Source organism: Methylobacterium marchantiae (assembly GCF_042679825.1).
GTDB lineage: Bacteria > Pseudomonadota > Alphaproteobacteria > Rhizobiales > Beijerinckiaceae > Methylobacterium > Methylobacterium marchantiae.
Map to the genome: position 1 here is coordinate 61,094 of NZ_JBHTND010000014.1, position 15,219 is coordinate 76,312.

Consider the following 15,219-nt stretch of genomic DNA (forward strand, 5'->3'; position numbering starts at 1 on the left):
TCTCCAATTTCGAGTGAACCTGACCCGTTAAAACACCATCTTCGATGAACCGTTCCGGAACAGCCCAGTCACTCTCTGCCGAATGCCCCCGCCGCACAATTGTCGAACCCGCGAGACCTGGCTTTATCGTCAATATCGCTGCGTCAGAATACGCATTCGGTGAAGGCGGGCTCCACCGAACGGCGCCATGCCCCCTCGTAATCTGCGAGCCTGTCCTCGGCCCGTGAGCGGCCTCCCGCGACGATGGCTTCCAGCGGCTGCAGGTGATGCGTCTCGTCCCGTCCTTGCGAATCACGGCGCCCGCGCGCCGCGAGCCCCCTGCGTGAGATCGCGAGGGCTTCGGCGGCCACGGTTCCGAGGCTGCGCCCGGCGATCGGGGTGGCGAGGCCGAGGCGCGGAACGGTGGCGCGCAGGCATTCCCGCTCGGCGGCGGTCCAGGCCTTGGCGATGTCCCAGGCGGCGGCGAGGCCCGCCTCGTCGTAGAGGAGACCGACCCAGAACGCCGCCTGCGCGACGATCATGCCGGCATCGCCCACATCCGAGCCGCGCATCTCGATGAAGCGCTTGAGCCTGACCTCGGGAAACGCCGTGGAGGCGTGGTTCGCCCAGTCGGAGACGGTGGCGCGCTCGCCGGGAAGGGCTGCGAGCCGGCCGTCCATCAGGTCGCGGAACGAGGCGCCGCTGACGTCGTGATAGGTCTCGCCGCGCTTGACGAAATACATCGGCATGTCGAGCAGCCAGTCGACATAGGCCTCGTAGCCGAACCCGGCCTCGAAGGCGCGGGGCAGCATGCCGGTCCTGTCGGCATCGGTATCGCGCCAGATCTCGGAGCGGCGCGAGAGGAAGCCGTTGGGGCGGCCGTCGGTGAAGGGGGAATTGGCGAAGAGCGCCGTCGCCACCGGCTGCAGCGCCAGCGAGACGCGCATCTTGGCCGCCATGTCGGCTTCCGAGGAGAAATCGAGATTCACCTGCACAGTGGCCGTGCGCAGCATCATGTCGAGGCCCAGCGATCCGACTTTCGGCATGTAGCCGGCCATGATCTTGTAGCGGCTCTTGGGCATGACCGGCGTGTCCTCGCGGGTCCATTTCGGACTCATGCCGAGGTCGAGGAATCCGATGCCGAGGGGGTCGGCCGCCCGGGCGGTTGCTTCGAGATGGGTGCGCAATTCGCGCTCGGTGGCGTGGACGTCGGGTAGGGGCGCGCCGGACAGTTCGAACTGCCCGCCGGGCTCCAGCGAGATCGCCCCGCCATCCGCTCCGGCGAGGCCGATCAGGTTGCCCGCATCCTCGATCGCTTCCCAGCCCGTCTCCCGCGCCACGCCTTCGAGGAGAGCACGGATGCCGCGCTCGCCGGCATAGGGAACGGGACCGTTGCCGTCCCGGTAGAATGGCACCTTCTCGTGCTCGGTGCCGATGGCGAAGCTCTCGCGCGGTTTCTCGCCCTCGGCGAACCACGCGATCAGCTCGTCCCGCTTGGTCAGCGGCGTGGTGTCGGACGTATCGCGCGCCATGCGCTGCCTCGTGGTGAAGGTCGTTCAGGGTGAGAGGCACGCCGGACCGCAGCGGGGAACCCCTTTTGGAGATGGCGACTCCTTAGTCCAGCCGCGAGGCGCGAACAACGCAGGCTCCGTAGGGCCTGCTCAGCGTGTGTCCCCGAGCACAGACTGCACCAGGGCGAGCGCCACCACGGCGGCCGTGTCCGCCCGCAGGATGCGGGGGCCGAGCGACAGGGCCACGGTGTTCGGCCGCGCCGAGATCATCGCCCTCTCCTCCTCCGAGAACCCGCCTTCCGGCCCGATCAGGACCGCCAGCGGCGGCGGCGCGGCCGGATCGGCGACACCGCGCAGGGCCGCCACCGGGTCTGCGACGGGCGCGTCCTCGTCGCAGAAGACGAGGAGCCGGCCGGGATCGAGCTCCGCGAGGGCGACGGGCAGGCGCACGGCCTGGGGAAGGTCGGGAATCGCCAGGATGCCGCATTGCTCGGCCGCCTCGATGGCGTTGGCGCGCAGGCGGTCGCCGTTGATCCGCTCGCCCTGCGTATAGCGGGTGAAGACCGGGCGGATGGTGCCGGCCCCCATCTCCACGGCCTTCTGCGCCAGGTAGTCGAGCCGGGCGGTCTTCAACGGCGCGAAGAGGTAATGCAGGTCGGCCCGCTCTGGCTGGGGACGCAGGCGCTCGACGACGACGAGTTCCGCGCTCTTGCGGCCGCTCTGGGCGATGCGGGTGCGCCACTCGCCGTCGCGGCCGTTGAAGACCAGGACCGGATCGTCGGGTCCGCGCCGCAGGACGTTGAGCAGGTAGTTCGCCTGGGCGCGTTCGAGGGGGAGGATCGTCCCTTCGCGCAGGTCGGGCTCGACGAAGAGACGCGGAGCGGTGAAGTCGTAGTCTGCCATGGTGTCGCGTGGTCGCTCGCGGGCCCGAGCCTGTCAACGCGGCGACCGGACGGGAAGCGATGCATCCCGGCAACAGGGCCGGACTTTATCGCGTTTCCCCAAACGCAATCCTTGCCGCCGGTTTACCGCTCGAAAGACGCCACATTCCTATGGCGAGACGTCTTTCAAGTTTGGCAATCGCTCCGGCGGCCGTCGCAGGGCCCCGGCGTGGATTGGGGGAGAGGGAATCCTAGCTCATGTCATCGAAGACCATCGCGGCTCTCGCAGGAGCCCTTCTCGGTTCCGCCCTCATCGCCGGCCCTGCCTTCGCGCAGAACGCGGAATGCGGTGAGATCCAGAAGACGCTCCAGTCGCGCAAGGAACTCGTGGCCAAGGCGAATGCCGCCTCGAACTCGAAGAAGAAGATGACCCCGGCCGAGGCCTGCGCCCTGTTCGGCAAGCTGCAGAGCAACGGCGCCGAGGGCGTCAAGTGGATCACCGCCAACAAGGAATGGTGCTCGATCCCCGATACCTTCGCCGAAGGCTTCAAGGCGGACCATCTCAAGGTCGCCGGCATCCGCACCAAGATCTGCGGCGTCGCCGCCCAGGCCTCGAAGATGGAAGCCCAGGCGCGCGCCCAGGCCCAGAACGGCGGCGGCGGTGGCGGCATGCTCGGTGGCCCCGGCCTCACCGGCAGCCTGAAGATGCCGCAGGGCGCGCTCTGAGCATTGGCTGACCCGCTGCTCCACGGCCCGGCCCGCGCGAGCCGGACGTCATCCCGGCCGTCATGCCGGTCGTGACGTCGTCGCCCGAATCGGACGGACGGGTCGCGGACGCGGTCGCGGGGCATTGGGTCGATCGCCTCGCTCCGCGGGGTGTGCGTCCCTATCTCCGCCTGGCGCGGATCGATCGGCCGATCGGCTGGTGGCTGCTGCTTCTGCCATGCTGGTGGTCGTCCGCCCTGGCGGCCCTGGCCAGTCACGCGCGGTTTCCCGACCCGGCCCATCTCCTCCTGTTCCTCGTCGGCGCCATCGCCATGAGGGGGGCGGGATCGACCTATAACGACATCGCCGACCGCGACCTCGATGCGCAGGTCGAGCGCACGCGCTCGCGTCCCCTCCCCTCCGGACAGGTCCGGACCCGTTCCGCCGCCCTGTTCCTGGTGGCTCAGGCGCTGGTCGGTCTCGCGGTCCTGCTCCAGTTCAATCGCACCGCCATCCTCGTCGGCATGGCATCGCTCGTGCCGGTGGCGATCTATCCGTTCATGAAGCGGGTGATGTCGATGCCCCAGGCGGTGCTCGGCCTCGCCTTCTCCTGGGGGGCACTGATGGGCTGGGTCGCCGTCTTCGGCGAACTCGCGGAGCCCGCTCTGCTGCTCTATCTCGGAACGGTGGCCTGGGTCGTCGGCTACGACACGATCTACGCGGTGCAGGATATCGAGGACGACGAGATCGCCGGCATCCGGTCGTCGGCCCGCCTCTTCGGTCGTGGGCTGAAACCGGCCATCGGCCTCTGCTACGCCGTCTCTGCCGTCGCCATCGCCCTGGCCGCGTTCCTGGCCGGAGCGGGCCCGCTCGGTGCCCTCGGAATCATCCTGTTCGCCGCCCATCTCGGATGGCAGGTCCACCGCCTCCGACCCGGAGACGGGCGCGGGGCGCTCAGGCTCTTCCGCTCCAACCGCGATGCCGGACTGATCCTGTTCGCCGGGCTCGCGGCCGATGCCCTCTGGCAGGGCCTGTCCTGATGTCGATCCGGTTTCAGGACAGGGCGCCGCCGACGATCTCGCTCTCGCCGCGATAGATCAGCGGACGCACCGGCAGCATGCCGGTCTTGCGGCGGACGAGGAAGCGCGGACGGCGGCCGTTGAGCAGGCCGTGGCGCCGGCGGGTCCGGGTCGTCCCGAGGGCGACGCGGCCGAGCTGGCGCGACACGGTGGCGAGCGAGCCGTCCTCCCGCACGATCATCCGCGGCAGGCCGGTCCGGGCCGAGCAGTCGCGCCAGACCGCCACGACGTCGTCGTCGCCGAACGGGCCGAGACGGCCCAGAGTGGTGCCGGCCTCGTCCACGAGGAGCAGGGCGAATCGGTCCTCGTCGCAGGCATCGCTGGCCTCGGAGGCGAAAGCCAGGGCGATGCCGCATGCGGCGGTTCCGCCGCCGACCTTGCCGATCACGGGCAGAGGCGAAGCTGCGAAGTCCAGGGAGGCCGCCTCGACACCATCCTGCAGCGACACGTCCGCCGCGTTGCGAACATTTGTCGGAGTGGAATTCATGTTTGAGAAAGTGTTCATTGCATCGATGCCTGGCTGGTGTGATCGGCCTCTGTCGGGCCGTTCGTTATGCCAAGCAGATTTGCGTCTAACCTCCTCAAAGCAGCTTAATAGCCAGAGTTAAGCGAAAGTGGACGGCGGAGAAGCGTCCGGAATGCTCAACGGTTCCTTGCTGCGTTCGGCGAAATCCGGCGCCGTCGCGTGACGTTCGATCCTTGTGGAGGCCGGATGCCGGCCCTACAACGAGGGTGTCTTCCCCCCGCCGCGATGCGAGCGGGAGCCAGATCCGCACCCGATCCCCATCGAATCCCGAAGTTCCGGAGACGCATGTCCGACCCGATGTCGACCGAGGCCGCCCAGGCACTCGTCCCTGCCCTGCGTGAGGCCATCCGCGAGGCGGCATCCCTGGCGCTGCCCTCGTTCCGACTGGGCGCGCAGACGACCGCGCGGACGTGGTCGAAGGCCGGCGGCTCACCGGTGACCGAGGCCGATGTCGCCGTGGACACCTTCCTCAAGATCCGCTTGAGCGCGCTCCTGCCGAAGGCGGCCTGGCTCTCGGAAGAGACCAGCGACGATTCCATTCGCCTCGGCTCGGATCTCGTCTGGATCGTCGATCCCATCGACGGCACGCGGGCCTTCCTGACCGGTCACCCGGATTGGTCGATCTCGGTGGCGCTGCTCTCGCGCGGCGAGCCGATCATCGGCTTCGTCCATGCTCCGGTGAGCGACCGATTCTACGAGGCCGTCGCCGGGGCCGGTGCGACCTGCAACGGGGTGCCGCTCTCGGTCTCGCGGAAGGCGGGTCTCGCCGGGGCAAGGGTGACGGGGCCCAAACCGATGATCGACAAGCTCGCGCGCGGCGGTGCCGTGAGCGGGGATCCCCTCGACTTCGAGATGGTCCCGCGCGTGCCCTCTCTCGCCCTGCGGGTGGCGCGGGTGGCGGAAGGGTCGATCGATATCGGCCTCGTCTCGTCGGACGCGCGCGACTGGGATCTCGCCGGCGCCGACCTGCTCCTGCGCGAAGCCGGCGGATCTGTGAGCGATCTCACCGGAGCACGCACGACTTATAACCGTCCCGATCCGGTGCACGGCGCCCTGATCGCGATGTCGGACGGTCTGCGCGACGACGTGGTCGCGGCCCTGGCCCGGACCTAGCCGGCCCCGGAGGGCTCCGGACACGCGAACGCCGAGCTCCATGAGAACTCGGCGCGAGACGTCACTGACAACTGGATGCACTCACTGGGATGCCCGAGCGCCGGGACGATCTCCTCGGCGCGGGGCGTCCCGATCAGGCGTTTTCGCGAACCGCGACCGCGTCGGGGGTCACGCCCAACCGCTCGGCGAGATGCCAGCGCAGTTCACGGGGCGAATGGTAGTTGTAGGAGGTGTCGATGAGGTGGCTGAAATCGATGTCTCGAGCGGCAATGTCCTGCGCTTCGCGGGACGTCATCTGCTTCAATTTTCCCACCTTGAAGGTCGCCGCATCGGTGATCGGCGAACGGGCGCCGCGGCGCCGGGTGTATTCGAACAACATGTTTTCTTGTGATCTTTCAGATTTTCTTGGTGTGCAGAACGAGACGCTTCCCGCGTCGGTTCCGTAAGTCAAAGGTTTGGGGGTTGCGGAAGTGTCATCCCTGAATCGAACTCGTCCCCCCAGAGGAGATCGCCGGGATGGCGGCGGGCCGGCATCGAATGCCGGAAGGTGACGCCAGCCCCGAGGGCTGGCGCCGGGTGCGTCAGGCCGCCTGGAGGTTACCAGCCGAATCCTTGCCGCTGCGCTTGTCGGTCTGGATCTCGTAGGAGACCTTCTGACCCTCAATGAGGTTGCGCATTCCCGCGCGCTCGACGGCGGAGATGTGAACGAACACGTCCTTGCCGCCATCATCGGGCTGAATGAAGCCGTAGCCTTTGGTTTCGTTGAACCACTTAACAGTGCCGGTATTCACGAATAGAACCTCGTATCGTTCGTTGACCAAATACGTGCGTCTGCTCGAGACACCCGGCTCCGGTCCTCTTTGTACATCTGACGGAATCAGCAGGTCGTGAGACGCAAGTTGGTTGTTGCGTCCGGCTCACCGATGCCCGCTGTCCATCATGTAGGCGCATTGTGCGGCGGCAACAAGGCATCGGGCGCGATCTTGCCGGCGGCGACATCGCGCGCCACTCTCGACCGGCGCCGCGCGAACCCCGTGTTTTTCGGGCCGCGACGTGCATATATGAGTTCGGTTCCAGGCAGTTAGGCGACGCGGTCAGGCGGTTCATGGCGGGCATCTCGGTTTCCCTCGAAGGCGCGAACATCCAGCTCTCCTTCCAGAAAGACGACCAGGCGACGGCGGTGGTCATGGACGCGCGGGCGGCCCGCGCCCTGGTGCGCGCAGTGGGGCAATTGCTCACCGCGATCGACGAACCGGACGAGGTCGATCTGCCCGACGACCTCAGCGACGAGGACATCGCCATGCTCGAAGTGACCTCCTCCGCCATCGAGGTCGGAACCGACGAAAAGGGCCAGGCCGTCGTCGCCCTGCAGGCCGGAGCGCTGCCGCCCTTCCAGCTCCGCCTGACGGACGAAGAGGCCCGCCACGTGGTGACGAGCCTCTCCGAAATCCTCAGTGCGCCCCGCGACGTCCGCGCGTCGCACGGCGATCACTGAACCCGCTTTTACATCCTGACGCCCGGATCGGTCGGACCGCCCGGCAGGTAATCCGGCTCGGAGCCCGGACCCGCGGGCTCGTCGATGCCCGGATCGTTCACCGGATAGGGAGTGCGCGGACCGGTCGGTCCGATATCCGGTCCCTCATCGGGCGGCAGCGGCGGGGGCGGCAGGTCGCCGGGGACACCCCCAGGCAGCGGTTCGGGGATCGGTAGGCCTGGATTGGCCATTCGGCGTCTCCTTCGCTTTGAGGAAGTGGAACGGTCTGCAAGGCCAACCCGGTCCGGGCGCGGACAGTTCCGGATTTCGCCTGGATTCCGAGCCTTGATTCCGAGCCTTGCGCTCTCGCCGGGTCTGCCTTGCAGCCGTCCCGATGCCGGAACCGCGCTTTGCCCCGACCGGTTCATCCGTCACCCCTCAACGTCGTCGCGGAGATCGGCCATGCCGGACATCAAGCAATCGAAAATCCTCATCGTCGCCACAGATGGTTTCGAGGAATCGGAGCTGACGGTTCCGCTGAACACCCTCAAGAAAGCCGGCGCGACGGTGGTCGTCGCATCTCCCAAATCGCGTGAGTCGCAGGAATCCATCCGCGGCTGGGACAAGACCGACTGGGGCAAGAACGTCGCGGTCGATCAGGATCTCGAAGACATCGATCCGTCGTCCTACGATGCCCTCGTGCTGCCCGGCGGCCAGATCAACCCGGACAAGCTGCGCCTCGAGCCGAAGGCCCTCGAGGTGATCAGGGCGTTCCTCACCTCCGGCAAGGTCGTGGCCGCCATCTGCCACGCGCCCTGGCTGCTGATCGAGGCCGGCGCCGTGAAGGGCCTGAACCTGACCTCGTTCTCCTCGATCAGGACGGACGTCATCAATGCCGGCGGCCAGTGGCACGACGAGGCGGTGGTGACCGACCAGGGCATCGTCACGAGCCGCAATCCGGGCGATCTCGATGCCTTCTGCGCCAAGATCATCGAGGAGATCCAGGAAGGCAATCACGGCACCCGCCGGCTCGCCGCCTGAGACCTCTTTCCACTCCAACATCGTGAACGGGCCGCTCGTCCTGCGGGACGGGCGGCCTTGTCATGTCATATCGAGCGGCGCCGATCCCGACCGATGGTCGTCCTCAACGTCGTCCGGTATCAGCCCTTCGAAGCCCCCTCCTCGCTGGTGACTTCGAGGAGGATGCCTGAGGAGAGCGGGCGGCTGTACTCGTCCTGTACATCGACGGTGATCCGATGGATGCCGCTCGTTATGTCGCCACCGAGGCGCGCGACCCAGACATGGCTCGACGGCTCGGCCTTCACCCAGGGCTTCTTCGTCTCGGCGTAGCGCTGGAAGACCTCCCCGACGAACGGGTCGGGCCGGCGCGTGCGCACCATCTCCACCGGCTCGCTGCCGTCGATGCGGTACCGGACGCGGGTGCGCGGGCCGCCGTCGAAGACGTTCACCACCAGATTGGTGGCCGCGAGGCTCTCTCGCGGCACCGGCGACCGCAGGGTCTGCATCGGCCTGTAATCGCGCAGGACCTCGGCGACCCCGCCGCGATACTGGCTCTCCAGGACGATCCGCATCGCCTCGTCGGGCTCTCCCTGCGCAGGGCGGTAGCGGGTGGTGTAGCCGTTGCCGTCGACGGATAGGACGTGGAAGCCGTTGGGCGTCCCGTCGCGGCTGTCGGCGGAGGGAATGCCGGTGCGGGTGGACGGACCGCTCCACCACGAGCCGGACACCGCCGTGAGCACGTGGTGATGGTGCCGCCCTGCCCCGTCGGCGCGGGGATAGTGATGCTCCGTCGTGTGGGTATGGCCCGCGAGGCTCAGCACCGGACGGTCGCCGAGGAGATCGAGCAGGCGCTCGCGGTCCATCACGTTCTGGCGCGGATCGTCGGGGTTGAGATCGGTATAGAGCGGGATATGCATCGCGATGACGACGAGGCTGTCCTTGGGCGTCTGCGCCAGCATGTTGGCGATGAAGCCGAGCTGCCGTTCGCCGATGCGCCCTTCGTAGCGCCCGACCCCGTCGGCCCCCGATGCGGCACCGAGATAGTTCACGGTGTCGAGCATCAGGAACAGCGCCTTGCCGTGGTGGAAGGCATAATAGGGCGCGCCGTAGACCCGCTTGAAGGTCTCGCGGCTATGGCGCGCGTCGGGCGCCTCGAAATTGAGGTCGTGGTTGCCGCCGATATGGAACCACGGGATGCCGATGCGCCCCATGATGCGGTTCGAGCGGCCGTAGAACGAGAGATCGTCGAACAGGATGTCGCCCGTCGTCATGCCGAAGGCGGCCTTGGTGCCGAGCACCCGCGTCACCGCCGTGTCGCGGACGTGGCAGAGCTCCACCGGGCTCTCTGGCTGCGGGTCGGTGAACAGGACGACGTCGAACGCGTCCGGCTCCGCCTCGCGGGTCAGCGCGAAATCGATGGAGGCGGGCAGCGGACCGGTGGGATCGATGCCGCGATAGCGCAGGCGCAGGTCGGGCGGCGTCCCCTTCGGCTGATGGATGTAGCTGAAGCGCGGGATGTTGTTCTCGTCGCGCGGCAGGGCGTAGCCGGGCGGCTTGACGACGAAGACGATGTCCCCGTCCGCGACGTCGAGGCCGTAGCGGCCCTGGCCGTCGGTGCGGACCACGTCGCTTCCATTGGAGACCGCCACGTCTGGGACACCCCGGCGGGCGCCCGCGACCATCTCGTAGACAATGCCGGTCGCGCGGTCCGATGCACGGGCGGTGGCCGGTGCCAAAGCGAGGGCCGCGGCACCCGCCATGGTCTCGCGGCGGGTCAGGGTGGAGCGGTCGGTCATGCGGCAGCCTGTTGCGACGTGTCCGGCCCACCGAACCACGGGCCTTTGACCATCGCGTGACGGTCGACGCTCGGGCGCCTCAGCGCTTGGCGACCGCCTTCTCGACCTTTGGCTTCTGCGGGGACACGCCCGCCATCAGTTCCGAGAGACGCTTCTGGTCGAGCCCGCGGGTCACGTCCGTGAGGCGGTCTTCCACCACCGGCTCCGCTTTGCGAGGCGAGATCGATCCGGTCGCCACCGGATCCTTCACCGCCGCCGCGGATGCGACGGAGGGCGAGGGCTCGCGCTGGACGCGCATGGCCCAATGGGCCGCGGTGGAGAGCGCGGCGATGGCGATGATCGCCTTGATGCCACCCGTCAGAAGGCGTCGCATGCTGGTTGAGCCCGAGACTACGCGGAGGAAGGACGCCGGTTCCCCGGCCTGCCTCACTTGTCCGTGAAATCGGTTAATCTTCAGCGCCCGCTGCTCGCCGGCCCCTGTCCTGAAATGGCGCGGTCTCCCCGTGTCCAGGGCGGAACGAGCGTGGGCCATCAGCCACGGCGACGGTTCCTGTTCCCCGCGCGCGTGACATTCTTGCCGCGACCCGGCCCACGAGGCCTCACAGGAACGATGCAGAGAACTGGTCCGCCCCGCCCCGTCACGACAAGCCCCGCTGCCGCGCCTGCCCGAGAGGGTTCGCGAAACCATCGAACGCATCGGCTGCGGGGATGGCGGGTATAGACATCGCGGCCCGAGCCGGCAACCGATCCCGCCGCCTCAGGGCCGTTCCGCCGCAGCCGCGAAGGCTCTCAAGCGCGCGATCTCGTCGCCATCTCCTTCTGCGGCGAGCCGCGCATAGAGCCGCCCCGCACCGTCGAACATCAGGCGGCCCCCATCGTCCCCCTCGAGGAAACCGGCGATCTCGTCCATCTCGGCGACCCAGCGATAGGCTTTCGGCACCATGTCGGGAAGTACGCGGGCAAAGCGCGCCAGCAACTCGGGCTCGCTCTCGGCGAGCTCGGCATGCAGGGCCTCGGCCGCCCCGGCCCGGCCTGCCGCGAGAACCATCGCGGCGGCGAGCGCGGTCAGCCCCTTGTTGATGCCGGCATAGGACATCTTGAGGGCCGCCGCCGCTCCGACGCCGCCCTCCACCGGGCGAATGTCCAGCCCCAGTTCGCGCAACGCCACGGACGAGGCGAGATCGTCGCCCGAGACGTAGATCCGTGGGCCCTTGCCGCCGGGCCTGGGCGGAGCCCCGATGATCGCCGCATCGATGAACGGCGCGCCGGTCTGCGCGATCACGCCAGCGACGCCCCGTTTCGTCGCGACGTTGAGGGCGTTGCAGTCGACATAGACCGGCTTGCGGGCCGCGGCGGCGAGGATGGGAGCCAGGCGCGTCGCCAGAGCCGTCGCTTCCGCGGGCGGGACGATGGAGAGGACGAAATCGGCCCCGGCGAGATCGGCCTCGTCCACGCCTTCCATGCCGGCGTCCCGTGCACGGGCGATGGTGGCGGCGCTGCGCCCGGCCAGCACGGTGAGAATGCGGGCCCCGTTCCCGTGCAGCAGGGCGGCGACCGCGCTGCCCATGGCGCCGGGTGCGATGACGGCGATCGTCACCATGAGCGTCTCCTCCGAGCCGAACGCTCGAGGCTCTCACCAGACCTGCGCGAGCCGCGCGTCGTCAAGTCGCGATGGCCGGTCCATCGCTTCGGGCCGAGCGCCTGCGCGCCGGTGAGGGAACGATCGCAGAGCACCCCACCCGTGGTTGACAGGCCGCCCGGCTCCGATGTCGATGGCCCGGTGCTCCAACGAGGCACGATGCTTCTTCGACGGATGGTATGGTGACTGACCTGATCCCGCGCCGGCACCTGTTCGGCAATCCCGTTCGGACCGCCTACAAGATCAGCCCGGACGGCCGGTTCCTGTCATGGGTCGCGCCCGTGGAGGGCGTGCTCAACCTGTGGGTGGGGCCCGCCGAGACCCCTGGGATCGGCACGCCGGTCACGGCGGATCGCGGGCGGGGCATATCCCAATATTCCTGGACCTACGAACCCGACCATCTCGTCTATCTGCAGGATGCCGATGGCGACGAGAACCATCACGTCTTCGCCGTCGACCTCTCGAACCTGGCCTGCCGCGACCTGACGCCGATCCCCGGCATCATGGCCGACATCGCCGGGATCAGCCGCTTCGTGCGCGGCTCCATTCTCGTCTCCATCAACGCGCGCGACCCACGCTTCCACGATCTCTACCGGATCGATCTCAGGACCGGGACGCGCGACCTCGTGGAGGAGAATCCGGGATTCGCCGGGTTCGTCACCGACGAGCATTTCCGTCCCCGCCTCGCCCTGCAGCTACCCTCCGACGGATCGAGCCGGGCGCTGCGCCGCGGTCCGGACGGGTGGGAGCCGTGGCTCGATTTCTCCGCCGAGGATGCCCGGATCTCGGGCCCGGATCATCTCGATGCGGTGGGCGCCTTCGTCTTCTGCCGCGACAGCCGCGGACGCGACACGGCAGCGCTCACGCGGGTCGCGCTCTCGGACGGTGCCACGACGATCCTCGCCGCGCATGACGAGGCCGATATCGGTTTCGTCCTCAACGACGTCGAGACGCTCGAGCCGCTGGCCTACGCGATCAATCACCAGCGGGTGCGCTGGTATCCGCTCGACGAGCGGGTGCGGGGGGATTTCGCCTTCCTCGACTCGCGGGAGATCGGCGACTGGCATCTGGCGAGCCGCAGCGAGGACGACCGGTTCTGGGTCCTGTCCACCGAATCCGACATCCGGCCGTGGCGAACCTACCTCTACGACAGGCGCGAGCAGCGCCTCACCGACCTCGGCAGCGTCTATCCGGAGCTCGACACGGCGCCGCTGGTACCCATGCGACCGGTGATGATCCGCTCCCGCGACGGTCTGGATCTCGTCTCCTACCTGACGCGGCCACGGGATGCGGAGGCGGCCGGAGCCCTCGTCCTCCTGGTCCATGGCGGTCCGTGGGGGCGGGACGGGTTCGGCTTCAACCCGCTGCACCAATGGCTGGCCGATCGCGGCTACGCGGCGCTCAGCGTCAATTTCCGGGCCTCCACCGGTTTCGGCAAGGCGTTCCTCAATGCCGGTGACGGCGAATGGGGCCGGCGCATGGACGACGATCTTCTCGACGCCGTCGCCTGGGCCGTCGACGAGGGCATCGCCGACCCGGCCCGGATCGCGATCATGGGCGGGAGCTATGGCGGCTACGCCACCCTCGCGGCCCTCGCCCGCAATCCGGAAGTCTATGCCTGCGGCATCGACATCGTCGGCCCGGCCAATCTCGAAACGCTCGTCCGAACCATCCCGCCCTATTGGGAGGCGATGCGGGCCCAGCTGCATCGGGCGATCGGCGACCCGGATACCGAGGAAGGGCTCGCCCTGCTGCGCGAACGCTCGCCGGTCTTCATGGCCGACCGCATCCGGTCCCCGCTCCTGATCGCGCAGGGTGCCAACGATCCGCGGGTGCGCCAGGACGAATCCGACCAGATGGTCGCCGCCATGGAGGCGAAGGGCATTCCCGTCACCTACCTGCTGTTCCCCGACGAAGGCCACGGCTTCGTCAGGCCGGACAACCGCCTGGCCTTCTTCGCCGCGGCCGAGGCCTTCCTCGCGCGCCATCTCGGCGGTCGCGCGGAACCGCTGGAGGCCGACGAAGCGCCCGGAACCAGCATGAAGGTCATGCGCGAGGGGTGATCCCTCGCGCATCGTCGTGAAGGCCGTCGGCAGCGACGGCCGGCCTCTTCAGCTCAGCGAGCCGCAGAAACGCTGGATGCGGGTGCAGGCCTCTTCGAGGGCTGAGTTCGAGGTGGCGTAGGAGATGCGCAGGTTGGGGCCGAGGCCGAAGGCCGAGCCGTGGACGGCGGCGACGCCCTCCGCCTGGAGCAGTTCCACCACGAAATCCTCGTCGGACTCGATGACCTTGCCCGACGGGGTCTTGCGCCCGATCGTCTCGGCGCAGGACGGATAGACGTAGAACGCGCCTTCCGGCGTCGGGCATTTGAGGCCCTTGGTCTGGTTCAGCATCGACACGACGAGGTCGCGGCGCTCGTGGAAGGCGGCGCGGAAGCGCGCGAGATGCTCCTGCGTCCCATCGAGGGCCGCCACCGCCGCCCATTGCGAGATCGACGAGGCGCCGGAGGTCTGCTGGCCCTGGACGAAATCCATCGCCTTGATGAGATGTTCGGGTCCGGCGGCGTAGCCGATGCGCCAGCCGGTCATGGCATAGGCCTTGGACACGCCGTTCATGGTCAGCGTGCGGTCGTAGAGGCCGGGCTCGACCTGAGCCGGGGTCACGAACTCGAAATCGCCGTAGCAGAGGTGCTCGTACATGTCGTCGGTGAGCACCCAGACATGGGGGTGCCGCATCAGCACGTCGGTGATCTTCTTCAGTTCGTCGCGGGCGTAAGCCGCGCCGGACGGGTTCGACGGCGAGTTGAGGATGATCCACTTGGTCTTGGGCGTGATCACCCGCTCCAGCTCCTCCGGCTGGAGCTTGAAATCGTGCTCCATGTCGGTCTCGGCGAAGACCGGCGTGCCGCCGCACAGGACCACCATCTCCGGATAGGAGACCCAGTAGGGGCGCGGAATGATCACCTCGTCGCCGGGATTCAGGGTGGCGAGGAGCGCGTTGTAGATGACGTGCTTGCCGCCGGTGCCGACGATGGTCTGCGACGCCTTGTAGTCGAGGCCGTTCTCGCGCTTGAACTTCTTCGCGATCGCTTCGCGCAGGGGCACGATCCCGGAGACCGGGGTGTACTTGGTCTCACCGCGCCGGATCGCGTCGATGGCCGCGTCCTTGATGTGGTCCGGCGTATCGAAATCGGGCTCGCCCACCGACAGGCTGATCACGTCCATCCCGCCCGCTTTCAGCTCGCGGGCCTTCTGCGTCATCGCGATGGTCGCGGACGGCTTCACCTTGGACAGGGCGTCGGCGAGAAAGCCCATGATGTCATGCTCCGAGGGTTCTGACGGGCACCTACGGGCGCCCTTTGAAAAGCGCGCGGACCCTAGTCCCGGAGGTGTGAGCCGGCAAGGCTGAGCCGCAGGGGGCGACGTCTCAAGGCGGTTCGATGTCGCCCTTCGGATCGAAGCGGTCTCGACCCCTCAACCACTCTCAATCTTCTCCT

At 68.1% G+C, this 15,219-nt stretch carries 16 protein-coding genes; 6 read left to right on the plus strand and 10 right to left on the minus strand.

The genetic code is table 11. The annotated features are described in order from the left end of the window. Positions 1 to 143 precede the first annotated feature (143 nt). Positions 144 to 1,511, minus strand: a complete 1,368-nt coding sequence (locus ACFQ4G_RS11870; protein WP_238206530.1) for a glutamate--cysteine ligase — start codon at positions 1,509 to 1,511, stop codon at positions 144 to 146. A gap of 129 nt (positions 1,512 to 1,640) precedes the next feature. After that, positions 1,641 to 2,393: a 16S rRNA (uracil(1498)-N(3))-methyltransferase gene (locus ACFQ4G_RS11875; protein ID WP_238206529.1), complete on the minus strand. Its 753-nt coding sequence runs from the start codon at positions 2,391 to 2,393 to the stop codon at positions 1,641 to 1,643. Positions 2,394 to 2,629: 236 nt separating this feature from the next. Here ACFQ4G_RS11875 and ACFQ4G_RS11880 point away from each other — a divergent pair, with 236 nt between their 5' ends. Next, positions 2,630 to 3,097 carry a hypothetical protein gene (locus tag ACFQ4G_RS11880; protein ID WP_238206528.1) on the plus strand — a complete coding sequence of 156 codons (468 nt, stop codon included), beginning with the start codon at positions 2,630 to 2,632 and terminating at the stop codon, positions 3,095 to 3,097. A 62-nt stretch (positions 3,098 to 3,159) separates the two neighbouring features. Continuing rightward, positions 3,160 to 4,116, plus strand: coding sequence for a 4-hydroxybenzoate octaprenyltransferase (gene ubiA, locus ACFQ4G_RS11885; protein ID WP_238206527.1), 957 nt, complete (start codon positions 3,160 to 3,162; stop codon positions 4,114 to 4,116). Positions 4,117 to 4,129: 13 nt separating this feature from the next. On the opposite strand, the gene ACFQ4G_RS11890 is transcribed toward ubiA, so the two are convergent. Then, positions 4,130 to 4,660, minus strand: coding sequence for a DUF6101 family protein (locus ACFQ4G_RS11890; protein WP_379040251.1), 531 nt, complete (start codon positions 4,658 to 4,660; stop codon positions 4,130 to 4,132). 306 nt (positions 4,661 to 4,966) lie between these two features. Here ACFQ4G_RS11890 and ACFQ4G_RS11895 point away from each other — a divergent pair, with 306 nt between their 5' ends. Further along, positions 4,967 to 5,794 (plus strand): inositol monophosphatase family protein, encoded by an 828-nt coding sequence (locus tag ACFQ4G_RS11895; protein ID WP_238206525.1) that lies wholly within the window; start codon positions 4,967 to 4,969, stop codon positions 5,792 to 5,794. Positions 5,795 to 5,927: 133 nt separating this feature from the next. Here ACFQ4G_RS11895 and ACFQ4G_RS11900 read toward each other — a convergent pair whose 3' ends face one another. Beyond that, entirely contained in the window at positions 5,928 to 6,173 is a 246-nt protein-coding gene (locus tag ACFQ4G_RS11900) for an AsnC family transcriptional regulator (RefSeq protein WP_238206524.1), read from the minus strand. A 202-nt stretch (positions 6,174 to 6,375) separates the two neighbouring features. Beyond that, positions 6,376 to 6,585: a cold-shock protein gene (locus tag ACFQ4G_RS11905; protein WP_026175704.1), complete on the minus strand. Its 210-nt coding sequence runs from the start codon at positions 6,583 to 6,585 to the stop codon at positions 6,376 to 6,378. 314 nt (positions 6,586 to 6,899) lie between these two features. On the opposite strand from ACFQ4G_RS11905, the gene ACFQ4G_RS11910 reads away from it, so the two are divergent. After that, the gene (locus tag ACFQ4G_RS11910; RefSeq protein WP_238206523.1) at positions 6,900 to 7,289 is read left to right on the plus strand and encodes a hypothetical protein; all 390 of its coding nucleotides are present in this window, start codon (positions 6,900 to 6,902) and stop codon (positions 7,287 to 7,289) included. 8 nt (positions 7,290 to 7,297) lie between these two features. On the opposite strand, the gene ACFQ4G_RS11915 is transcribed toward ACFQ4G_RS11910, so the two are convergent. Further along, positions 7,298 to 7,519, minus strand: a complete 222-nt coding sequence (locus ACFQ4G_RS11915; protein ID WP_238206522.1) for a hypothetical protein — start codon at positions 7,517 to 7,519, stop codon at positions 7,298 to 7,300. A 211-nt stretch (positions 7,520 to 7,730) separates the two neighbouring features. On the opposite strand from ACFQ4G_RS11915, the gene ACFQ4G_RS11920 reads away from it, so the two are divergent. Beyond that, entirely contained in the window at positions 7,731 to 8,309 is a 579-nt protein-coding gene (locus ACFQ4G_RS11920) for a type 1 glutamine amidotransferase domain-containing protein (RefSeq protein WP_238206521.1), read from the plus strand. A 119-nt stretch (positions 8,310 to 8,428) separates the two neighbouring features. Here ACFQ4G_RS11920 and ACFQ4G_RS11925 read toward each other — a convergent pair whose 3' ends face one another. The 3 genes from ACFQ4G_RS11925 to ACFQ4G_RS11935 all read right to left on the minus strand — a co-directional run bounded on the left by ACFQ4G_RS11925 (position 8,429) and on the right by ACFQ4G_RS11935 (position 11,684). Next, the gene (locus ACFQ4G_RS11925) at positions 8,429 to 10,084 is read right to left on the minus strand and encodes a calcineurin-like phosphoesterase C-terminal domain-containing protein (protein ID WP_238206520.1); all 1,656 of its coding nucleotides are present in this window, start codon (positions 10,082 to 10,084) and stop codon (positions 8,429 to 8,431) included. 79 nt (positions 10,085 to 10,163) lie between these two features. Beyond that, the gene (locus ACFQ4G_RS11930; RefSeq protein WP_238206519.1) at positions 10,164 to 10,457 is read right to left on the minus strand and encodes a hypothetical protein; all 294 of its coding nucleotides are present in this window, start codon (positions 10,455 to 10,457) and stop codon (positions 10,164 to 10,166) included. 384 nt (positions 10,458 to 10,841) lie between these two features. After that, on the minus strand, positions 10,842 to 11,684 hold the full coding sequence (locus ACFQ4G_RS11935; RefSeq protein ID WP_238206518.1) for an NAD(P)-dependent oxidoreductase: 843 nt from the start codon (positions 11,682 to 11,684) through the stop codon (positions 10,842 to 10,844). 218 nt (positions 11,685 to 11,902) lie between these two features. Here ACFQ4G_RS11935 and ACFQ4G_RS11940 point away from each other — a divergent pair, with 218 nt between their 5' ends. After that, a complete protein-coding gene (locus ACFQ4G_RS11940) occupies positions 11,903 to 13,786 on the plus strand; it encodes an alpha/beta hydrolase family protein (RefSeq protein WP_238206517.1) in 1,884 nt (627 codons plus the stop codon). A 48-nt stretch (positions 13,787 to 13,834) separates the two neighbouring features. Here ACFQ4G_RS11940 and ACFQ4G_RS11945 read toward each other — a convergent pair whose 3' ends face one another. Continuing rightward, positions 13,835 to 15,037 carry a pyridoxal phosphate-dependent aminotransferase gene (locus ACFQ4G_RS11945; RefSeq protein ID WP_238206515.1) on the minus strand — a complete coding sequence of 401 codons (1,203 nt, stop codon included), beginning with the start codon at positions 15,035 to 15,037 and terminating at the stop codon, positions 13,835 to 13,837. Positions 15,038 to 15,219: the final 182 nt, after the last annotated feature.